The following is a 21,433-nucleotide window of genomic DNA, read 5'->3' as shown; positions in this document are numbered from 1 at the left end:
CGCACTAGAACGCATTCGTGTTGTCGGCACCGCGGATCAGTTCCAGACCGGATTATCGGATCTCTAGCCCCGCTTCACGTTTTCCCTAGTAGAGGGGCGCTAGCCATGCATTCGGCCATTGAACCGAACCTTCGCTGATCCAAGAACTGCCGTTCCATTGCATGAACGTCGTCGTAGACGTTCCGTCGTAGACACCCACGAACCCAGGCGCGGCTTCGCCCGGCACGAATCGCGCTTGCGCCGCCGGAAAAGTGTAGGTGCCGGTCTGAGCGAGGCTCACCGGCGGTACGTGTGCGTAGTACTCTTTCATGGCGGTTCCGTTCACAACCAGCACATCGCCCGACAAATTGTCATAGCGAATGCTGACCGGGTTCGAATTCGAACTGCTGATATAGAGGCAATCTTTGCTTCCGATTCCGACCGTGGGATCGAACTCGCACAACGAGTATTGGGGCGCCGAGGCGTCAAAGCCGCGGAAGAAAATATAATTCCAGCCTGCGCCGGAGGGCTGAAGAGTGTACACGGTTCCGCTGGTAAACGCGGTGATCGTCGGATACGCATTGCCGTTCGTGCGATCGACGCCGTATAGCAGATTATTCGAACCGCTTGAGTAGTAAAGCGCGTATTGTCCGGGTCCGCCCTCACCTGCGATCCGCGTCGACGTCGTTGCCGCGAATGAGAACTGGTACGATCCTTGGTAAACCGTATTAGCGCTCGTAGCGAGGAATTGATCGGCTTGACCGTTCCCGGAGTTGTTCGAGTTATTCGTTATGACGAAGAAGCGGCCAACGGCGTCCGGCGATGTAAAGAGATTGATCGGCGTTTCGTTGCTGCCCAGCGTGTAGGTCGAGGTAATCGTGAAAGCAGCTTGAGGAACGCCGCCGGCGACATAGAAAACGGGATTGCCGGACCCCATCATATCGATGTTATTTCCGTCGATGATGATGATATTGCGATTCGAACCCGACGAATCGCCGGTAGTGCCCAATAAGGCTGGGCTGCTGAGCGACGGATAGACCGAGAAACTGTTGCAGCTCGCAATAGCCGGAACGCTCTCTTGGACATCGTACGCGTTCAGCACCGGGTTACCGGGCGTCATCGCAACAGCGATGTACGTGCCGACGGTTAATTGCGAGAATGCCGGGCTCGCGATCGAGCCGAGTTGGAAGCCGGCGGCTCCATTACTACCGGAGCCGAAATACGCCGGAAGATTGTACGTCGCGCCGTACAACACGCCTGAGCCCTCGGGGCCTCCCTCGTACACGAACAGCTGGTACAGCGATGTGTCGTAGATCGTATTATGATCCGCGGAAGAGACGCCGTACGTCGAGCTCTCGTAGAGGTCAACCGCGCCCAGCCCAACGCCGTTCCCCGCACTAACGTAACCCGTGAGCGGATTCGCTAATGGGCCGACGATCTCGTTGGCGTCGGCGTCGAATGCGTAGATTGGGGCGTAGGCGCTCGAGCCCGTCGTCGTCGTGCAATTGTTCGGCACTGCGATGAAAACGTACTGAGCGATTCCTGCGACATCGGCGTAGAGGTAGTTGCCGTACGGCGCTGCTCCATTGGCATAAATCGTCTGTGGCGCCGGGCTCAGATAAAGATTCGTCCCGAGCCAATTACCGTTCGCGCTTGGGCCATCGTAGAGATTCGTATAGAGCGTGTACGTTCCGACGGGAAGACTCGTCGAGCACTGATAGATTGAGTATAAATCGGTGCATTGTGACAGATTGATCGTTGTTGTAAACACGCCGGCGCCGTTGTAGACGGCGCTAATCGCGATGCTTGATGTGGAGGGACTGATGAAGGCCGGGGCGCGTTTGCTCGCAGCTTGCGGACGAACCTTATTATTGATGCGCCGCCCGTTCATCGGCGTTTTCTGAGCGACCGCGATGCTTACCGTCACCTTCGCGCCATTTGTAAGGCTCGATGGGCCTGAGCCGCCGCCGCTGGGCGGCGCGGAACCTACAGAATGCCCTCCGCCGGAACATCCTGCGATGAACATCATTCCGGCTGCGGACAGCGCTGCGGCCCGGGCGTTCCTCATGTCACTCTACTAGTAGAGCGGTGCCACCCAGGCGTTCGGCCACTGGATAGAACCTTCGCTTGCCCACGCACTTCCGTTCCACTGCAAGAACGTCGTCGTATAGGGCGATACCGACGAATAAACTCCGATAAATCCAGCCGTCGCCTCTCCAGGAGTAAATCGCTGCTCCGCATTCGGGAAGCCCGTGTATAGCGTAGCGGAAGTAAAGCTCGAAGGCGTTACGTTGGCGGGATCTCCGTATATGGAAGTTCCCTCGACTGACATTATCTGTCCCGTAAACGTTTCATATCGCACGGCGCCTTGATTCGTGTTCGAGCCGCCAGCCGGGACACAATGGTTCGAACCGAAACCCGATTGGGCATCGAAGACGCACAACTGATATGTGGATGCATATGCGTTATAACCCCGGAAAAAGATGTTGTCGACGGTGGGCCCAGCCGGCGACAGCTCGAAAATCGTACTTCCGCTGGTGAAAGCCGTAATCGTCGGATACTGATTCCCGTTCGTGCGGTCGACTCCGTACAACAGATTCGAACCGCTTGGATTGGTGTAGTAGAGCGCGTAGATGTTGTTTGCGCCCGTGCCTGCGATGCGCAATAAGTTTGTGGCCGGAAATTGGAACGAATACGATCCCGAATAGACCGTGGCGCCGTTCGTGGCGAGGAACTGATCGGCTTGACCATTCCCGGAATTATTCGAGTTGTTCGTTATCACGAAGAACCGGCCGGTAACGTCCGGTGACTCGAAGAGATTGATCGGCGTCTCATTGCTGCCCAGCGTGTAGGTCCCCGTAATTGGGAAGGCCACTTGAGGCACGCTGCCGGTCAGGTAGATGACGGGATTGCCCGACCCGGTCATGACGATGTTCTGTCCGTCAACGATGAGGATGTCGCGATACTGACCCGACGAATCCTCGAGAGAACCCAGGAGCGATGGGCTACTGAGTGACGGGTAGAGCGAAATACTATTGCAGGTCTCGATGGCCGGAACGCTCTCTTCGATGTCGTACGCGTTCAGCGTCGGACTTCCGGGCGTCATCGCGACCGCGATGTACGTACCGACTGTTATTGTCGAAGACGCGGGGCTCGCGATTGACCCAAGCTGGAAGCCGGCGCCTCCGTTGCTGCCTGAACCAAAATAAGCCGTAATATTGTAGGTAGAGCCGTACAGGGTGCCCGCGCCCTCGGGTCCAGCCTCATTGATAAACAGCTGGTACAAGGACGTGTCGTAAATCGTGTTATGGTCCGCTGCGAACAAGCCGTACGTTGACGCTTCGTAAAGGTCGACCGCCCCCAGCCCTGCGCCGTTCACAGCCGCAACGTAACCCGTAATCGGATTTGCCAACGGGCCTACGATCTCGTTGCCGGCCGCATCGACCGCATAGATCGCGGCATAGTTGCCCGAGCCTTGAGTCGTCGTGCAATTCAACGGCGCCGCGACGAAAACGTACTGTGCGATTCCGGCCACATCGGCGTACAGATAATTGCCGTACGGAGAGGCTCCGTTCGCGTAAATCGTTTGTGGGCTTGGACTACTGTACAGATTCGTACCGAGCCAATTGTTGTTCGAATCGAAGAGACTCGTGTAGATCGTGAATGTTCCGACCGGTAAGTTGGTCGAGCACGAATAAACGGCCGAATAATTAGCGCACTGGTTCAGGTAGACGTACGTGTTGAAAACACTTGCGCCGCCGTAGAAAGCGCTAAGCTCGATGCTATATGTCGATGGACTCACGAAGCTCGGAACGCGCTTGCCGGCTATCGCGGGCCTAACCTTGGAGTTGATGTGTCGGCCCTTGAGCGTTTGTTTCTGCGCGAGCGAAATGCTCAGCGTAACTTTTGCACCATTTGCAAGGCTGGACGGACTTCCACTTCCGCCCGAAGGCGGCGCAGATCCAACCGTATGCCCCCCGCCGGAACATCCGGCGATCAACATCAAACCGGCTGCCGAAAGTGCTGAACGACGCGCCCTGTTATCCAAAAATTCCATCTTCCTTGCTGACCAGGTAAGCGGTTCGGGGATGGCCTTGTCTGACCTTGCAACGGTTAACGAAGTGTGAGGTCGCTCAGATGGGGGATGACCTCACAGGAAGCGCCAAAGGCCGTCGACCCAATGAAAGGACGCTCATGAATCCGTCCGACCTCACGGAACGCATCATGTCCCAGGCTCGCGAGCTACAAAACAAAGTCTCGCAAGCTGCCACCCAATCGGCGGAACAGATGAAGCCCTTCATCGAGCAGTCGATGACAACCGCGGGTGAGCTTCAGAAGACCCTCGCGGAGCACGCCTCGAAGTCTGCTGCGTTCAATCAGGAATATGCGAATCAGGCCTTAGGGCATCTCTCAGAACTCATGAAGCTCGGCTCAGAGGCCATGCGCGCAAATGCTGAGCAGGCTCGCGCTATGGCCCAAGACATGGTCGGCCACGCTCGCCGCGCCTACGAGACGACCAGCGCCTTCGAGCAGGGCGCCGCAAAGGACGACTAGCGGCTTTTTGCCGCGACCGGAACCGGCGTCTCGACCGCCGGGGCGTATTTCAAAAACTTCTCAGCTGACTGCGGCCACGAGGCGATAAGCTCGCGCGCCAACGCCGAGTTAGTGGCTGCATGATGCCGCTCCAGCAGGTCGCGCAGGACGCCGGCGTCGGGATCGGACGCATTCATCGTCGTCATTGCCTCGTGCGGTCTGGCGATCAGATCGCTCCCCAGCACGAAGACGGTACCACCGGTCATGCCGCTCGCAAAATTCCGGCCGATCGGTCCCAGAATTGCGACGATGCCCTTCGTCATATACTCGCAAGCGTGATCGCCGGCGCCCTCGGTTACGACGGTCGTGCCGGAGTTGCGCACGGCAAGCCGCTCTCCCGCGGCGCCGCGTACAAACGCTTCGCCGCCGCGCGAGCCGTAGAAACAGGCGTTGCCGATCGCAGGTTCGTGCGGCTCGCCAGGAGAGCGGACGATGATTTTACCGCCTTCCATTCCCTTGCCGACGAAATCGTTGGCATCCCCGTCGAGCTCGAGCGTCAACCCGGTCGTAATGAACGCACCGAAACTTTGGCCGGCCGTTCCACGATAGCGTAGCGTAATCGGGCGCACGTCTTCACCGCTCTTGCGCTGAAGCACGATCGAATGCGCGATGCGCGCGCCGACCGTACGATCCGCCGGCGTCAGCACGAAACGCTCGTTCCTCGCCGAGGCGCGATCGTCGACGTGACCTTCTTCCTGGGCAACGTCGCGCGGCTCAACCATTTGTTCCGGCAGGCGCAGTACTTCCGTCAGATCGACGTCAACGCCGAGATCGAGCGTCGCGTCGGCGACGCGCAACAGATCGGAGCGGCCGTGGATCTCTTCAAGGCTACGTGCACCCAATTTCGATAGGCGGCGCCGAATGTCGTTCGCGATAAACTCGAAGAACGCGATCGCTTCCTCCGGCTTTCCCTTGAACTTCTCGCGAAATTTCGGATCTTGACTGGCGATACCAACCGGACACGTGTTCTTGTGGCACTGTCGTGCGTAGATGCATCCGAGCGCAATCAACAGCGCGGTGCCGAATCCATACAGATCTGCACCGAGCATCGCCGCGACGATCACGTCACGGCCGCTCTTGAATCCGCCGTCGACGCGGAGCTTGACGCGCGAACGAAGACCATTCGCAACGAGTGCATGATGCGTTTCGACTAGACCCAGCTCCCACGGCAAGCCGGCGTGCTTGATCGAAGACAGCGGCGACGCACCCGTGCCACCATCGAAACCGCTGATATGAATGACGTCCGCACGCGCCTTCGCGACGCCGCTTGCAACGACGCCGATTCCTGATTGGCTGACGAGCTTGACCGCAATCTTGGCTTGCGGCGCCGCACGCCGCAAGTCGTAGATCAGCTGTGCTAAGTCTTCGATTGAATAGATATCATGATGCGGGGGCGGTGAGATCAATTGCTGTCCGGGACTCGCGCCGCGCAGGCGCGCAATATCAACGGAAACCTTGAAGCCCGGAATCTGTCCGCCTTCGCCGGGCTTGCTGCCCTGCGCCATCTTGATCTCGAGCTCGTCGGCACTCGCCAAGTATTCGGCGCCGACTCCGAAGCGCGCCGAAGCGACTTGCTTGATCGCACTGCGCGAAGGCCCCCAGAAACGCGACGGTTCTTCTCCGCCTTCACCCGAGTTGCTGCGCGCTCCGATGACGTTCACTCCGGTTGCGATCGTAGCGTGCGCCTCGGGCCCGAGCGCACCGAGTGACATCGCGGCGGTCGTGAACTTTCGCACGATGTCGCCGACACTTTGCGTTTCGTCCAGAGGAACCGCATCACCGATCGATTGCGGCTGGATCAAATCGCGCAGCGCAATCGGCGGACGCGCTTCCATTTCGTCCGACAGCTTTTCAAATGCGGCATAATCGCCGTTCATCGCGGCGGCGCGCAAGAACTTGATGACGTTCGGATCGAATCCGCGCCGCACTCCTTCGCGCCGGTAGCGGAACAAACCACGATCTTGCGGCGCAGCGCCCTCGGCAGCAGCACCGCTCCAGGCGCGAATATCTTCTTCCAGCTCGCGTAAACCGATGGTCGGGACGTGCGTGCGCATCCCCGGGAAACACAGGTCGACGACGTCGCGGCCGAGACCAACCGTCTCGAATGTTTGAGCACCGATGTACGAGCGCAACGTGCAGATCCCGAGCTTCGACATCACCTTTAGAACACCGGAACGCACGGCGTCGAGGAATGCGCGACTCGTGCCGCCGTTATGTGCTGCAATACGCAACCCGAGCCACGGACAAACGACGTTTGCGCCGGCCGAGATCACCGAAGCGATCGAATGCGAGTCGCGTCCGAAACCGTCCGCGACCGCTATGCTCGACTGCATGCGCAAGCCTGCGCTCGTCAATGTTTGATGCACGGCTCCAACCGCAAGCACGGCCGGAACCGGCGTCTGCGCATCGCGATCGTCGAGGACGATCAGGCTGGCGCCGTGCCGCACCGCTTCTTCCGCTTCGTGTGCGATCTCACGCAACCGTTCACCGAGACGCGATGCACCGAGTTCCAGTCGAACGACGTGCTGCGCCATCCGCTCGTCGGAGCGCACGAGATCGAATGCGTGCTCGTCGAGCACCGCGTGCTCCAGCATGACCAGCGAACCGAACGACGGAACGTCGCCGTTGGTTGGACCCGAGCCGATCCACGCACGCATGTCGAAAACGAGTCCTTCGCGATACGGATCGATCGGCGGATTCGTAACCTGCGCGAAGCGTTGGCGCAAGTAATAAGCAATTGGCATGCGACGCTCGAGAAACGGCAGTGCTGCATCGTCGCCCATCGAAAAGATCGGCTCGCCTCCGCCGGAAGCGACGACGTCGACGACGTCTTTGATCTCGTCTTTTGCGTACGCAAAGCGAACGAGATCCGCATCGCTCGCCGCCGGCGGCGCCGTGAGTGCCTGTGCACGCGATAAGTCGAACTGCCACGAGCGCACGATCGGGCGGTAATCACCGCGCGCCCGCCGCTCCTCGCGAAACGTCTTGGGCTCGACCAACTCACCGGTCGCAAAACGCACGACGAGCCGTTCACCCGGACCGAGACGGCCACGTTGCACGATTGCGTCGTTGCCGAAATCGACGACGCCCGCTTCGCTCGCGCACAAAACTTTACCGGATTCGGTGCGGCACCAACGAAGCGGACGGAACCCGTTGCGATCGAGCGCAGCGCCGACGATGTCACCGTCGGTGAAGATCATCGCTGCCGGGCCGTCCCACGGCTCGATCGTCGGAACGTGCGCGTCATAATACGCGTGCAAGCGATCGTCGTCTGCATCGATCGCTGGCGCCAGCATGAAGTCGATGGCGACATCAATGCGATGCCCGGATCCGAGCATCATGTCGAGCGTCGTGTCGAAGTCGAGCGAATCGCTCGCGCCGCGAATCGGCTGCATGCCGCGCGCGCGCATCCACGCGCGATTGCCCGTGATCGTGTTGATCTCGCCGTTGTGCGCGATGAGATTGAATGGCTGAACGAGCTTCCACGACGGCGACGTGTTCGTCGAGAAGCGCTGGTGGAAGACCGCGTATCGCGACGTGAACGCGGGGTCGCGTAAATCTTTGAAGTACGAGCCAAGCTCGTTGCTCGAGAGCAAGCCCTTGTAGATGACGCTGTCGGGCGATGCGCTGACGAGCGCTGCTCCGCCGCCGGTATCGCGCAGCGTACGAATGAGGTTGCGACGCACCTGACGCATGCGCTCGCGAACATTGCCGGGACCCATGTCGACGAGCAGCTGCTCGTAGAGCGGACGAGTTGCGCGCGCGTGCTCGCCGAGCACCTCGGGATCAACCTTCGGGCGCCGCCAGAGCAGCGGCTTCACGTCAGTGGCGAAGACGGCGGCCTCGATCTGGCCGCGCAGTCCGGTCGCTTCTTCAGGATCGTGCGGCAAAAAGAGCGCGATCGCGGCCAGGTGACGCTCGGGAACGCGCCGGCTCATGGGCGGCAGCTCGCGGATCAACAGACTGCGCGGCGTCTCGATCAGCAGACCAGCGCCGTCACCGGTCCGGCCGTCCGAGGCTCGCGCGCCGCGGTGGACCATGCAGCCGACAGCCTCGAGCGCGAGGCGCACGATTTCGTGAGATGCGGTGTGCGAAAGGTCGGCGATGAATCCGACGCCGCAGGCGTCGTGTTCGCGCGCCGGTCCCTCTTCAAGATCTGTCAGGGCGCGCATGTGTAAGTTTCGACTTTAGGCCAAGCCGGCTATAGGGTCAATCGACAATTGTCGAATTTGTATACATTTTAACGTAACGCGCTGGCCCGGCGCTACGACTTAGCCCCGAAGGCCGAGCGCCACCATCATCTGATAACCAACCTCGAGGGCCCGCTCGTCGATGTCGAAGCGCGCCGAGTGGTGCGGGAAGGCCGTCCGTTCGTCGCCGCGCGCGCCGACAATGAAGTACGCCCCCGGCCGCTGCTCTTGCATGAACGACATGTCTTCGGCCCAGCTGACAAGGTCGTGCTCGATGACGTTCTCGGCGCCGAGCGTCTTGCGGCCAACCCCGCGCACGACGTCGTTCATTGCCTTGTCATTTACCGTCGGGGGATAGTTAAAGCGATAATCCATCGATGGCTGCACGCGCATTGCGTCACCAACGCCTTTGGCAATGCGCTCGATGCGCTCGGGCATGCTCTTGCGGATCTCCGGATCGAAGGTTCGCACCGTTCCGCGTAACATGACTTCATCGGGAATCACGTTGAACGTCGTCCCGGCTTCGATGTGCCCGACGGTTACGACCACGGCATCTTTCGGAGCGATCTCGCGGCTCACCAGCGTCTGGACCATCGTGATGAAGTAACCGGCCGCCGCGATCGGATCGTGCGTGGTCTGCGGCATTCCGCCGTGGCCGCCTTTTCCGCGGATATGCAGCGTAAATTCGTCGGCCGACGCAAAAAACGCACCATCGCGCACGCCGATTTTTCCGACGTCGAGTCCGGTATACAAATGAAGCGCGAACGTTCGGTCGACGTGCGGATTCTCGAGTGCTCCATCGTCGATCATCAGCTTGTTACCGGCTGCGCCTTCTTCACCGGGCTGAAAACAAAAGACGAGCGTCCCCGGAACCTCGGCGCGACGCTCGGCCAGCGTCTTGGCAGCGTTGAGCAAGATCGACATGTGTCCGTCGTGCCCACACGCGTGCATTTTGCCGACGTTCTTCGAGCGATACGGCGCCTCGCCGAGCTCGGTAACCGGAAGTGCGTCGATATCGGCACGCAGCAGCGTCACCGGACCAGGTTTGCCGCCCTTGAGCGTCCCTAGTAGTCCGGTCTTTCCGATTCCCGTCCGCAGATCGTCAAGACGCATCTTACGAAGATGCTCCTCGAGATATTTTGCGGTGTCGTGTTCCACGAGCGAGAGCTCGGGATACATGTGGAGATGCCGGCGGACCTGGACGAGTTCTTCGGAGACTTGCGGACGATCGAGCAGCATGCCATCCTCATTTGTCATCCCGAGCGTAGCGCCCCGCAGGGGGTCGGTGCGGGGGGTACGACACGTCTATAGAAGGGAGCCGCCGGGAATGAAAGGCCAGAATCTGAGGGAGGTTGGATGGCGCGAGCGCTGAGGCCGCAGACGGGTTCCGGCGCGACGACGTTCGAGCGCTTCGGACTGTCGGACGAACAGTTGATCACGATCTTGCGCAACATGTTGATGCAGCGGATTGTTGACAATCGCGGCTTTCAACTCAACCGGCAAGGCAAGGTGCCGTTCGCGCTGGGCAGTGAGGGACACGAAGCGGTCCAAGCCGGCGCTGCGTTGGCATTTACGCGCGGTAAAGACATTTTCGTTCCGTATTATCGCGATCTCGGTCTCGTCCTCGGCATCGGCTATCCCATTCTCGATTTGCTGCTTTCCATGTTTGCGCGCGGTGCGGATCGTTCGGGCGGACGCCAGTTCCCGAATCATTTCGGAAATCACGATCTCGGGATCATGAACATCTCCTCGATTATCTCGGCACACATTCCGCATGCCGTCGGAGCGGCCTACGCGTTCACGTATCGCGGTGAAACGGGACGCGCAGTGCTCGTGACGTTTGGCGAAGGTGGAACGAGTGAAGGCGAATGGCACGAATCGATCAACTTCGCGTCGATCCACAACTTGCCGATTGTCTTTCTCTGCCAGAACAACGGGATTGCGATTTCGGTCCCGCAGTCGCAGCAGATGCACGTCAAAGACGTGGCGCAAAAAGCCGTCGCGTACGGCATCCCGGGCGAAACTTTCGACGGAATGGATCCGCTGATCAGCTATGACGCCGTCAAGCGCGCGCTCGACCGCGCGCGGACCGGCGGCGGCCCGACGCTACTCGAAGCCAAATGCGCGCGCTTTCTCTCGCACTCGACCGATGACGACGATCGTACCTATCGTTCGCGCGAGATCGTGCAAGAGCTGCGCAAGCGCGATCCCATCGCGACCTACGAAGCCATCTTGCTCGCAAACCGAGTCGTCGATGAAGCGAAGATCGAGTCGTTACGTCGCGAGATTCTCGAGGAAACGAACGATGCGACCGACCGGGCCGAAGCGATGCCGCTTCCAGAGCCCTCGGATCTCTACAAGCAAGTGTACGCGGGAGACTACGAGCCGTGGCAATAGCAACGCAAACGCGCGAGATGAATAACGTTGAAGCCGTGCGCGAAGCGCTGCACGACGCTTTGGTGAACGACGAGCGCGTCCTCATTATGGGCGAAGACGTCGGCGCGCGCGGCAACGTCTTTCTGATCACCAAAGGCTTCCTTGAAGAGTTCGGTCCGAAGCGCATCATCGATACACCGCTGGCCGAAGCCTCAATCGTCGGCGTTGCGATCGGCATGGCAATGGAAGGATTGCGCCCCATCGCCGAGATTCAATTCGCCGACTTCATCTACCCGGCGTTCAATCAGATCGTTGGTGAGGCTGCGAAGACGCGCTACCGCAGTAATGGCGACTACACGTGTCCGCTCGTGATCCGCACGCCTTACGGCGGCGGCGTCCGCGGCGCGCTCTCGCACTCCGTCTCGATCGAAGCGCTGTTCTATCACGTCCCCGGCCTGAAAATTCTCGCGCCCTCGACGCCGGCCGACATCAAAGGTCTGCTGACCGCAGCGATCGAGGACCCCGATCCGGTGCTGTTCCTCGAACACAAGAAGACGTATCGCCTCGTCAAGGGTCCGGTCCCTGAAGGCCACTTCGTTCTACCGATCGGCAAGGCCGACGTTAAGAAGGAAGGCTCGCAACTGACGGTCGTCTCGTACGGACTGTACGTGCATCAGGCCCTCGACGCGGCGCGTCAGCTCGAAACCGAAGACGTATCGGTCGAGGTGATCGACCTGCGTTCGATCCGGCCTATGGATCGCGAAACGATTTTGGAGAGCGTACGGAAGACGCGCAAGCTTCTCATCATTCACGAGGACAACAAGTTCGGCGGCATCGGCGCCGAGATCGCGGCGATGGTCGCCGAAGAGGCACTCTTCGATTTGGACGCGCCGATCAAACGTCTGTGCGGTCCCGACGTTCCTGCAATGGGCTACGCGATCACGCTCGAAGAGGAGTTCATGATCTCACCCGAACGGATGCGTGAAGCGATGCGAGAACTCGTGAACTTCTGATGCCGACGACGATCAAGATGCCTCAGCTCGGTGAGACCGTTACGGAAGGCACGGTTGCGCAATGGCTCAAGAAGCCCGGCGACCGCATCGAAAAATACGAAGCGTTCGTCGAAGTCTCGACCGACAAAGTCAACGCTGAAGTCCCCGCGCCCGTGAGCGGCATCCTGCGCGAGATCATCGTTCAAGAGGGTGAGACCGTTCCGACCGGGGCGGCAATCGCCGTCATCGAGGAAGCCGGCGCACCCGCGAATGCGGAGCCGGTCGCGGATGCGATCATGGCAGCGCCCGCGGCTGCCGTTCACACCGCCGCTGCTCCGGCCGCAAGCGCATCGAAGACGAACGGCGTTTCGCGTGCCGATACGTCCCTGCGTGGCGTCTCGCCGGCAGTGCGCAAACTCGCGCGCGAACACAACGTCGACGTGACGCGCATCCGCGGAACCGGCGCGAACGGACGCATCACGGCGCAAGATATATTGGAAGCCTCGCGTGGCGGCGCCGCGGCGTCAGCTGCGCCGGCGCGTACGCAAGCAGTCCCCAGCGACGGTCGCTCCTCCTACACGAATCCAATTCCGGGAACGACGATCCCGCTGACGCAGGCGCGCAAGATCATCGCGCAGCGCATGGTCGAGTCGCGCCATACAGCGCCGCATGCGTGGACGATGGTCGAGGTCGACGTTTCGAATCTGTGGACGTGGCGCACGCGCGAGAAGGACGCGTTCGAGCGTGAGAACGGTCAAAAGCTCACGCTGTTGCCCTTCTTCATGCGCGCCGTCGTTGGATCGCTCGCGGCCTATCCGCTGATGAATGCCTCCTTCGCCGACACCGGCATCAAGATCCACAAAGACATCAACGTCTCGATCGCGGTCGCGCTCCCCGACAATTTGATTCTTCCGGTCGTACGCAATGCCGACAAACTTTCGGTCAAAGGTCTCGCCGTTGCGGCCGGTACGTTAATCGATCGCGCTCGGCGCGGTCAGCTCGGTGCCGACGATCTCGCGGGCGGGACGTTCACCGTCAACAACACCGGAGCAAACGGGTCGATCATGTCGGCGCCGATTCTTCCAACCGGACAAGCCGGCATCATCACGATGGAGGCGGTCGTAAAGCGTCCGGTCGTCGTGACCGGCGACGCCATTGCAATCCGTTCGATCATGAACGTCTGCTTGTCGCTCGATCATCGCGTCGTCGACGGCGGCATCGCCAGCGCATTTCTTTCCGACGTCAAGAAGCGGCTCGAAGCGATGGGTCCGGCCGGCACGCTCTAAACTCGGTGCAAGTCCGCAAATCGTTCCATTTCGAAGCCGCGCACGTTCTCCCGCATCATCCCGGCAAATGTTCGCGTTTGCACGGGCATTCGTATCGTCTCGAAGTTGCCGTCAACGGTTCGATTCAAAGTGACGGGCCGAGCCAAGGCATGGTGATCGACTTCGATGAGATCGACAACGTCGTGCAAGTCACGATCATCGATCAATTGGATCACGTTTCGCTAAACGAGCTCATGCCGAATCCCACGAGCGAAAACATCATTATGTGGATTTGGCGCCGCCTCGATCCGTCACTCGACGGACTCACCGAGCTGGTACTCTGGGAAACCGCGACTGCGTGTGCCGTTTTCCGAAGGGGCGATCTCTAATGCTGCAGATGGTCGAGATCTTCTACAGCTTGCAAGGCGAAGGCAGTTATGCTGGAACGCCGGCCGTATTTGTGCGTCTCGCAGGCTGCAATCTTTCCTGCGGTTTCTGCGACACTGATTACGCGCTCAGGTTCCTCTCATCGGTCGATGACGTCGTCGGCCGCGTGCGAGAAATTGGCGGAGATTGTCCGATGGTGGTGATCACCGGTGGCGAGCCGTTTGCGCAGCGCGAGACGCTTGCGCTGATTTCAGCACTGCGGACCGCCGGAAAACGCGTCCACGTTGAATCGAACGGTACGATTCCGGTCGACGCCGATCTTCCATCCGATGTCTGGTTGACTGTCTCGCCGAAAGAGCGGCTCGACTCCGGTATGGCGCGGCGCGCAAACGAAGCGAAACTGATCGTCGACCGTCGCGTGCCGCGCGAATGGACGGAACAGTTTGCCTCAGAGACGCCGATCTTTCTCCAGCCCGAAGGCAACAAGCCCGAGAATGTCGAGCTTGCGGTCGAAGCGGCTAAAGCGGAGCCGAATCTTTTCCGGCTATCGCTCCAGACGCACAAGTTCATCGGCATTCGTTGATCCTCGTCGTTTGTGCCGTTGCGCAAGAGCTGCGGCACTGGAAGCCCCGCGACCATGTCGAGATGCTCGTAACGGGTATTGGTCCGGTTGAGGCTGCGGCTGCAACATCACGCGCGCTCGCAACTTCGGCGCCGAGCATCGTGATCAACGCCGGCATCGGTGGTGGTTTTCGCGGACGGGCCGCAGTCGGCGACGCATTTGCAATCGAGACCGATCATCTCGCCGAGCTCGGACTCGAAGACGGTAGCCCGCTGCCGCCCTTACCCGGCGGCGTACGCCTCGTAGAAAAAACGGACAGCGCCGAAGATCTTGTCGAGGCGTGCGCCCGCGTCGGTGCACGCATCGGAAGCGCGATCACGGTCTCAACGATTACAACGAGTGACGCCCGTGCCGAGGGTCTGGCACAGCGATTCGAAGCCGAGGTTGAAGCGATGGAAGGTTTTGCAGTGTTGCGCTCTGCAGCGGTGGCCGGAATACCTGCCCTCGAGTTGCGGGGCGTCTCGAATCTCGTCGGCGCGCGCGAGCGCGCGGGCTGGGACTTCGATGCAGGTGCGCGTGCCGTCGCGATGCTGCTGGATCGCTTCCTGGATACGTTTGTAGAAAAATGAGTTATTCACTCGCGTACACGCCTTGTCCCAACGACACGTACATCTTCGCGGCCCTTACCAACGGCTTGCTGAAAGACGCTCCGAAGGTCGACGCCGTTCTAGATGACGTCGAAGGCCTGAACGCGGCCGCGCGACGCGGTGCGTACGCGCTTACCAAAGTCAGCTACGGTGCCATTCCGTATCTGCTCGACCGCTATCGTATCTTGCGCGCGGGTGGCGCACTCGGTCGCGGCTGCGGCCCACTCTTGATTGCAAAACCGCGCGCGGACGGCAGCGTGCCGACGCTCGAGGAGCTTTCGCCCGACGCGGTAATCGCAATCCCGGGCATTCTGACGACCGCATTCTTGCTCGTGCGGCTTGCGCTCGAGCGCACTCCGCAAATCGCGGAGATGCGCTTCGATAAAATCGTTGACGCCGTCGCGAAAGGCGAAGTCGACGCCGGCCTCATCATCCACGAATCACGATTTACGTATCAAGTGCGTGGGCTACGCTCGATCGTCGATCTCGGCGAATGGTGGGAAGGAAAAACGCGAACCCCGATACCGCTCGGCGCAATTCTGGCGCGACGCGATCTCGGCGACCACGAGGCGCTTGAAGTCGATGAGGCCGTGCGCCGCAGCTTACAGTTCGCGCGGAAGCGCGAGGACGCGATCATCGACTACGTGCGGGCGCACGCAACCGAAATGTCCGATGACGTCATGCGCAAGCACATCGGACTCTACGTCAACGACTTCAGCGACGACGTCGGTAACGAGGGCCGGGCGGCTGTCGATACCCTCTTTGCGCGCGCTTCATCGGCGGGCTTGATCCCGACGGACGTAAAGCCCGAATTCGTCGGATGAACCGGCGCGGATTCCTCGCAGCGTCGGCGGCAGCCGCGCTCGCCCCGCGGGCAGCCGCGGCACAATCGCACCTACAGGTCGTGCTCGGCGACGACGCCCTTCTGAACGGCGTCTGGCATGAGATCGGCAATCGATGCGTCGGCATTGTTACCAACCAAACCGGTGTTACGTCGAATCACGGAACGATCGTCGACGCCTTGCGACGCAATCCACAGGTCTGCGTCAAAGCTCTGTTCGCACCCGAACATGGGTTACGCGGCGACCGGCCGGCCGGCGCCTATGTACCGTCGTATACCGATCCATCAACGGGTCTGCCGGTCTACAGCCTGTACGGCGCGACGCGGCATCCAAGCGCGGCAATGCTTTCCGGCATCGATCTTTTGCTCTTCGACATTCAAGACGTCGGTGCGCGTGCGTACACGTTCATCTCGACGATGGCCTATGTCATGCAAGCGGCCGCACAGCACGGCAAAGAAATCTGGATTCTGGATCGTCCCAATCCGATCGGCGGTACCGTCGTCGAAGGTCCGGTGCTCGAGCCCGAGTACAAATCGTTCATCGGCCTCTACCCGATCGCGATGCGGCACGGCATGACGGTCGGCGAGCTGGCGCAGATGTTCAATGGCGCCTTCGGAATTCACGCAAAGCTGCGCGTCATTCCGATGCGCGGTTGGCAGCGTACGATGCTTTGGGATGCGACGAAGCTCCCGTGGATTCAGAGTTCGCCGAACATTCCGTCGTGGAACACGACGCTGCTGTATCCGTGCACCGGTCTCGTCGCTTCGGCCGGCCTGAACAATGCGACCGGAACGCCAAAACCGTTTCAATACGCCGGCGCCTATAAACTCGACGCACAACGTTATGCCGACGCGATGAATGCACGCCATCTGCCTGGCGTCAGTTTTCAGGGCGTCGTTTGGGTGCCGGCCTCCGGATTTTGGGCGGGGAAGCAGCTCACCGGAGTAGCTCTCGGAGTCACCGATCCGCACGCGTTTCTCGCCGTGCGCACTGCCGTCGAGCTACTCGTCACTGCACATCAGATCGCACCGAACATCATCTCGATTCAAAGCAGGACCGGCATCGATCGCGATTGGGGCACGGATTCGCTTCGCGAAGGCTTGCTCGCCGGGAAATCTGCCGATGACATCATCGCGGGATGGCAGCCGCGACTCGCCCAGTTCGAAACGCTCCGCGCGAAGTACTTACTGTATTAGTAAATAACGCGTTTGTCGCGTTCGGTTTTGATTCGCAGCTGATTCAGCTGAAAGTAGTGCGCGAAGCGCTGGATCTCGTCCATCGTGCCTTCGCTTATGTCGACGAACTGTATGCCGTGGACGAACAACGCGCGCGGAAGATTGAAGAACGTAATCAGAGATTTTCCGCGGACGTGCATCTCGCTGAATTTGCGCGGTGGCTTCTTAACACGCTTCTTGCGAGGCCCAAAGGGCGTATCCTCAGAGACTTCTTTCCACTCCGGAAAATGCTCGAGAAAATCGCACGGCAGCGTAAAGTGCAAAAGCAGCTCTTGCTCGCGAACTAAATCCTCATCGAGCAGAACGCGCAAACCGCCGGCGGAAAGATCGTTCGCCATCGCGCGGCGTTCGCCAGGACGTCCAACAACTTCGTAATACACCGGAAACTCAACTTCGGCGCGAAACGCAGTACGTTTATTGTTGGGACCGCCTGCGGCCGCTGGTCCGCCGCCGCGCGCTACTGTCGCCGCGCTTTCAGCCGAGCCACCAGCCGTACGCTTTCTCTCGCCACCAAACCTGAACATCGGAGTTCTCGCTTTCCAGGACTATCCGCGCAGCCCTCCGTAAGGGGGCGCGTGAGCGTGCTCGCCGAGCGATTAATTAACGCACTGGGGGCGGACGCCGTCCACACCGAGCCGGAAGATTTGGCCGTCTATTCGTTTGACGCGTATAGCGAGGACCGGCTCCCCAGTGCCGCAGTCGTTCCAAAAGATGTGCGTGAGGTCACGCAAGTCGTCCGGATCGCAGCTGAATGCGGTGAGCCGATCGTTGCGCGCGGCGCGGGAACCGGCTTGTGCGGCGGCGCCGTGCCGACACACGGCGGCATCGTCGTGTCGTTCGCCCGAATGAATCGCATTCTCGAAATTGATACACGCAATCGACGCGCGAAAGTCGAACCCGGGCTCATCAATCTCGATCTTTCGCGCGCAACCGCTCGCGACGGACTGTTTTATGCACCGGATCCCGCGAGTCAGAAAGTCTCTTCTCTCGGCGGAAACATCGCAACGAACGCCGGCGGCCCGCATTGCCTCTCGTACGGCACGACGACCAATCATGTGGTCGGGCTCGAATACGTCGATAGCCGCGGTGAAGTCGTAACCGTCCACCAGGACGATCCGGGCTACGATCTCGCCGGCGTCTTGGTGGGCAGCGAAGGTACTCTGGGAATCGTGACGTCGATCGACGTGCGCCTGACGCGTCTGCCTGAGGCGGTTCGCGTTTGCGTTGCGACGTTCGGCGACGTCGAGAGCGCAAGTGAGGCCGTTTCGCAAGTAATCGGGGCCGGAATCGTCCCGATTGCCCTGGAGATCATGGACAAAGTCATCACCGGCGCCGTCGAAGCCGCTTTTAAGGCCGGCTATCCCCAAGACGCCGGAGCGGTGCTGCTCGTCGAGATCGCCGGCCTGGCCGATGACATGGACGCGAGCGAAGCTGCCATCGCCAAGGTCGTGCGAGCCTGTGGTGCACTTTCCTGGCGCGCGGCGCGCAGCCAAGCCGAGCGCGACCTGCTGTGGGCCGCTCGCAAGGGCGCTGCCGGCGCGATCGGACGTCTCGCGCCCAACTACTACATTCAAGACTGCGTCGTACCGCGCACGAAGCTGCCGGTGGTCATGCGTAAGGTCGAAGAGATCGTACGCGATCATCAGCTCCAGGTCGGCAACGTCTTTCACGCCGGCGACGGTAACTTGCACCCGCTGTTGCTGTTCGATCGCAGCCGTCCGCGCGATATTCAGGCCGTAATCGAAGCCGGCAGCCAGATACTACAAACGTGCATCGACCACGGCGGCACGATCTCGGGCGAGCACGGCATCGGCTATGAGAAGCGCGAGTCGCTTGGGTTGCTCTTCTCCGCGGACGACCTCGCGACGATGGGGCGCGTCCGCGACGTGTTCGATCCAGCGCGACGCTTCAATCCGGACAAGATCTTCCCGAGCAGCGCGTCCTGCAACGAAGTTCGTGCCGCGAGCTAAAGCACGCGCAAACGTCTACGAGATCGACGGACGTCGGCCCACTCGAGTCGTTGAGCCCACGAACGAACAGGAAGTAGCAGATATCCTTCGCGCGGCGGATGCAGCCGGCGATGCGGTCGTTCCGATCGGCGGCGGAACGTTGCTCGGCGTCGGTAATCCACCACGTCACTATGAGATCGCGCTCTCGACGCTACGTCTCGATAGCGTGCATGTCTACGATCATCGCGATCTGACGATCGGCGCCGGCGCCGGCATGACGCTCGGACACTTGGCATCGTTGCTGGCAAAGCACCGTCAGTTCGTGCCGCTCGACGCTCCGCGCGCGGCTGCCGCGACGCTCGGCGGGACGTTGGCCGCCGGTTGGCTCGGACCGCGGCGCGCAACCTACGGTCGTCCGCGCGATCTCTTGATCGGAACCACGACCGCACTCGCCGACGGAACGCTCGCGCACGCAGGCGGCATGGTCGTCAAGAACGTCAGCGGTTACGACATGTCGCGTTTGTACGTATCTTCGCTCGGAACGCTCGGCGTCATCACGCGCGCAAATCTCAAGATTCTTCCGATGCCGGCTGCATTTCGCTTGACGGTCGCCCGGCTTCCCGAAGGCACGCGCGCACGCGCGGCAGCGAACGTACAAGGCCTCGACGTCGAGCCTACGGCTGCGCTTTTGATTGATGGATTTCGCGAAATATTGCCTTTCGAGCTCGGCGCGGAAGGCGCGATTCTGCTGGCCTTCGAGGGTTCTGCCGCGGCGATCGAGCGCGCAACGCGGAGCGTTCGTTCGGCGCTGGGCTCGGCGGGCGTCCCCGAGACGCGCATCATTGACACCGGCGCGCACCAAACGTTCGCGCGCACGATTGATGCGTACGTCGCAAGCGTTGCGGAACGTTCGGTAACGCTGCGCGCGCTCGGTCTGCCGGACGGCGTACTCAAACGCGAGGCTGCGGCACGCGAAGGGATCGCGCCGACAGCTGCACTGCTCGACACGATCGTCGATCTGCGCTGCGGCGACCTCATCGCGCGCGTCTTCGTCGATGGAAAGCTCGATCAACTGGCGGTGCGTGGAACGCTCTCCGATGCGGTCGCCGCGTTACGCGCACGGCTTCCCGATGCGACGGTGCTTGCGCGCGGATTGGCGCTTGAGGGCGACATCGATGCGTGGGGGACGCTGCCTCCCGCAATCGACGTGATGCGCGATCTTAAGGCGCGGTTCGACCCGCGTGCAACGCTGGCGCCGGGCCGCTTTCTCGGCGGAATTTAACCAGCGCAAACGCGACCGCGGAGACGAGCGGAACGAAGCTTACGAGCGAGAGCGCGGGCCCCGGGCCCTCACGCGCGACGATCACTCCGACTCCGGTAACGAGCGCCGAGCCGATTCCGAAAGCGACGCCGTTCATGAGACCAAGCGCCATTCCGAGATTCTGAGGCAGCATCGCTTGCACGAGCGCAACGCCCGGGCCGGTATTTGCCGACAGCAAAATGCTCCCCGCCACAAGTGCCAACAGTCCGAAAGGACCTCCGAAAACAAAGAACCCAAGCAGACACGGCACGGCAGCAACAAGCGTTGCAATCGAGACGAACAATGCACCGAAACGATCGGCCAGCATTCCCCCCGCATACGTTCCAAGCACGCCCACGAGCAAAAACATCGTGACGATCTGACCTGCTTCCACGAGTGAATGTCCACGCGCGACCAGCAAATTGGGCAAGAAAATCATAAATGACGAGTTGACGAGATTGCGTAACGCCGTGCTGACGACCAACAATCCGATGCCGTACGGATCAGCCTTCGGAGCGTCGATATGGAGCGCGGCTTCATGACGGCGCTCGGCGCGCGGGCCGACTTTGCTCATCGCCCAGAACAAGGCTGCTACTGCGAAGATGCCTGGAATCGCAAGCCATACCGTGCCGCCACGCCAGTGCGCGAGCGCGACCGCAGCGAACGCAGGTCCGATCGAATATCCGATTTGCCCGCCGATGACGAAGATCGACATGCCGGTCGATTTGTGCGAACCGCTCAGCATCGACGAATAGCGACCCGCCTCCGGATGCATGAGCGCGGAACCAAATCCGCCGAGGATCACAAGCGCGATCAACAATGCGGGTGAGGTTGCGAGACCCGCGAGCGACACGCCGAGCGTGGTTACGCCGACTGCAGCCGGTAGGAACCACCAACGACCGTAGCGGTCGGAGTATGCGCCGAAGATCGGCTGCACAATCGAGCTGGTGAAATACCAGATGAAACCGACGATGCCCTGAAAGATCGGCGAGAGCCCGTTGTGGCTCGCGACGTAGTACACGATCAGCGGGACGAAGCCGGCGTAAAAGTCGCTGGTCCCGTGACTCGCGGCGATGACCAGTAGGCCGCGACGGTCCCAATCCCGCTTCTTCACGG

Annotated in this window: 17 protein-coding genes; 11 read left to right on the top strand and 6 right to left on the bottom strand. The window is 60.8% G+C overall.

Going from position 1 to position 21,433, the window contains the following annotated elements:
• Positions 1-85 precede the first annotated feature (85 nt).
• On the bottom strand, positions 86-1,906 hold the full coding sequence (locus VGG22_01710) for a hypothetical protein (protein HEY1727078.1): 1,821 nt from the start codon (positions 1,904-1,906) through the stop codon (positions 86-88).
• A gap of 150 nt (positions 1,907-2,056) precedes the next feature.
• Positions 2,057-4,027, bottom strand: a complete 1,971-nt coding sequence (locus VGG22_01705) for a hypothetical protein (protein ID HEY1727077.1) — start codon at positions 4,025-4,027, stop codon at positions 2,057-2,059.
• 146 nt (positions 4,028-4,173) lie between these two features.
• Between VGG22_01705 and VGG22_01700 the strand changes: the two genes are divergently transcribed.
• Positions 4,174-4,533, top strand: coding sequence for a hypothetical protein (locus tag VGG22_01700; protein ID HEY1727076.1), 360 nt, complete (start codon positions 4,174-4,176; stop codon positions 4,531-4,533).
• Here VGG22_01700 and gltB read toward each other — a convergent pair.
• Together gltB and VGG22_01690 are read right to left on the bottom strand one after the other, a co-directional pair.
• Positions 4,530-8,744: a glutamate synthase large subunit gene (gene gltB, locus VGG22_01695; protein ID HEY1727075.1), complete on the bottom strand. Its 4,215-nt coding sequence runs from the start codon at positions 8,742-8,744 to the stop codon at positions 4,530-4,532. The two genes, VGG22_01700 and gltB, sit on opposite strands and share 4 nt — an antisense overlap.
• Before the next feature lie 99 nt (positions 8,745-8,843).
• Positions 8,844-10,019, bottom strand: coding sequence for a M20 family metallopeptidase (locus tag VGG22_01690; protein HEY1727074.1), 1,176 nt, complete (start codon positions 10,017-10,019; stop codon positions 8,844-8,846).
• Between the two features lie 99 nt (positions 10,020-10,118).
• On the opposite strand from VGG22_01690, the gene VGG22_01685 reads away from it, so the two are divergent.
• The 8 genes from VGG22_01685 to VGG22_01650 are packed head-to-tail and all read left to right on the top strand — an operon-like array spanning position 10,119 to position 17,029.
• A complete protein-coding gene (locus VGG22_01685) occupies positions 10,119-11,159 on the top strand; it encodes a thiamine pyrophosphate-dependent dehydrogenase E1 component subunit alpha (protein ID HEY1727073.1) in 1,041 nt (346 codons plus the stop codon).
• The gene (locus tag VGG22_01680; GenBank protein ID HEY1727072.1) at positions 11,150-12,151 is read left to right on the top strand and encodes an alpha-ketoacid dehydrogenase subunit beta; all 1,002 of its coding nucleotides are present in this window, start codon (positions 11,150-11,152) and stop codon (positions 12,149-12,151) included. The genes VGG22_01685 and VGG22_01680 overlap by 10 nt, the downstream gene beginning before the upstream one ends.
• On the top strand, positions 12,151-13,416 hold the full coding sequence (locus tag VGG22_01675) for a dihydrolipoamide acetyltransferase family protein (protein ID HEY1727071.1): 1,266 nt from the start codon (positions 12,151-12,153) through the stop codon (positions 13,414-13,416). The genes VGG22_01680 and VGG22_01675 overlap by 1 nt, the downstream gene beginning before the upstream one ends.
• Positions 13,417-13,421: 5 nt before the next feature.
• Entirely contained in the window at positions 13,422-13,784 is a 363-nt protein-coding gene (gene queD / locus VGG22_01670; GenBank protein HEY1727070.1) for a 6-carboxytetrahydropterin synthase QueD, read from the top strand.
• A complete protein-coding gene (locus tag VGG22_01665) occupies positions 13,784-14,365 on the top strand; it encodes a 7-carboxy-7-deazaguanine synthase QueE (GenBank protein ID HEY1727069.1) in 582 nt (193 codons plus the stop codon). Before queD ends, VGG22_01665 begins: the two co-directional genes overlap by 1 nt.
• On the top strand, positions 14,362-14,973 hold the full coding sequence (mqnB, locus tag VGG22_01660) for a futalosine hydrolase (GenBank protein ID HEY1727068.1): 612 nt from the start codon (positions 14,362-14,364) through the stop codon (positions 14,971-14,973). Before VGG22_01665 ends, mqnB begins: the two co-directional genes overlap by 4 nt.
• Positions 14,970-15,815 carry a 1,4-dihydroxy-6-naphthoate synthase gene (locus VGG22_01655; GenBank protein HEY1727067.1) on the top strand — a complete coding sequence of 282 codons (846 nt, stop codon included), beginning with the start codon at positions 14,970-14,972 and terminating at the stop codon, positions 15,813-15,815. The genes mqnB and VGG22_01655 overlap by 4 nt, the downstream gene beginning before the upstream one ends.
• Positions 15,812-17,029 carry a DUF1343 domain-containing protein gene (locus VGG22_01650; GenBank protein ID HEY1727066.1) on the top strand — a complete coding sequence of 406 codons (1,218 nt, stop codon included), beginning with the start codon at positions 15,812-15,814 and terminating at the stop codon, positions 17,027-17,029. Before VGG22_01655 ends, VGG22_01650 begins: the two co-directional genes overlap by 4 nt.
• Here the strand turns inward: VGG22_01650 and VGG22_01645 are convergent.
• The gene (locus VGG22_01645) at positions 17,026-17,592 is read right to left on the bottom strand and encodes a PilZ domain-containing protein (GenBank protein HEY1727065.1); all 567 of its coding nucleotides are present in this window, start codon (positions 17,590-17,592) and stop codon (positions 17,026-17,028) included. The two genes, VGG22_01650 and VGG22_01645, sit on opposite strands and share 4 nt — an antisense overlap.
• A 51-nt stretch (positions 17,593-17,643) precedes the next feature.
• On the opposite strand from VGG22_01645, the gene VGG22_01640 reads away from it, so the two are divergent.
• Positions 17,644-19,038, top strand: coding sequence for an FAD-linked oxidase C-terminal domain-containing protein (locus VGG22_01640; protein ID HEY1727064.1), 1,395 nt, complete (start codon positions 17,644-17,646; stop codon positions 19,036-19,038).
• Positions 19,025-20,299: an FAD-binding oxidoreductase gene (locus tag VGG22_01635; GenBank protein HEY1727063.1), complete on the top strand. Its 1,275-nt coding sequence runs from the start codon at positions 19,025-19,027 to the stop codon at positions 20,297-20,299. Before VGG22_01640 ends, VGG22_01635 begins: the two co-directional genes overlap by 14 nt.
• On the opposite strand, the gene VGG22_01630 is transcribed toward VGG22_01635, so the two are convergent.
• Positions 20,238-21,431 carry an MFS transporter gene (locus tag VGG22_01630; GenBank protein HEY1727062.1) on the bottom strand — a complete coding sequence of 398 codons (1,194 nt, stop codon included), beginning with the start codon at positions 21,429-21,431 and terminating at the stop codon, positions 20,238-20,240. The genes VGG22_01635 and VGG22_01630 overlap by 62 nt on opposite strands.
• Between the last annotated feature and the right edge of the window lie 2 nt (positions 21,432-21,433).

It is taken from the genome of Candidatus Baltobacteraceae bacterium (genome assembly GCA_036489885.1).
Lineage (GTDB): Bacteria > Vulcanimicrobiota > Vulcanimicrobiia > Vulcanimicrobiales > Vulcanimicrobiaceae > JAFAMS01.
Note: the sequence above shows the minus strand (reverse complement) of the source record. Positions and strands in the feature narration are given on the sequence as shown.

Excerpts from the sequence above, each read along its gene's own strand:
- VGG22_01700 (HEY1727076.1), top strand. The coding sequence starts at position 4,174 with ATGAATCCGTCCGACCTCACGGAACGCATCATGTCCCAGGCTCGCGAG.
- gltB (HEY1727075.1), bottom strand. The coding sequence starts at position 8,744 with ATGCGCGCCCTGACAGATCTTGAAGAGGGACCGGCGCGCGAACACGAC.
- VGG22_01690 (HEY1727074.1), bottom strand. The coding sequence starts at position 10,019 with ATGACAAATGAGGATGGCATGCTGCTCGATCGTCCGCAAGTCTCCGAA.
- VGG22_01685 (HEY1727073.1), top strand. The coding sequence starts at position 10,119 with ATGGCGCGAGCGCTGAGGCCGCAGACGGGTTCCGGCGCGACGACGTTC.
- VGG22_01675 (HEY1727071.1), top strand. The coding sequence starts at position 12,151 with ATGCCGACGACGATCAAGATGCCTCAGCTCGGTGAGACCGTTACGGAA.
- VGG22_01665 (HEY1727069.1), top strand. The coding sequence starts at position 13,784 with ATGCTGCAGATGGTCGAGATCTTCTACAGCTTGCAAGGCGAAGGCAGT.
- VGG22_01655 (HEY1727067.1), top strand. The coding sequence starts at position 14,970 with ATGAGTTATTCACTCGCGTACACGCCTTGTCCCAACGACACGTACATC.
- VGG22_01650 (HEY1727066.1), top strand. The coding sequence starts at position 15,812 with ATGAACCGGCGCGGATTCCTCGCAGCGTCGGCGGCAGCCGCGCTCGCC.
- VGG22_01645 (HEY1727065.1), bottom strand. The coding sequence starts at position 17,592 with ATGTTCAGGTTTGGTGGCGAGAGAAAGCGTACGGCTGGTGGCTCGGCT.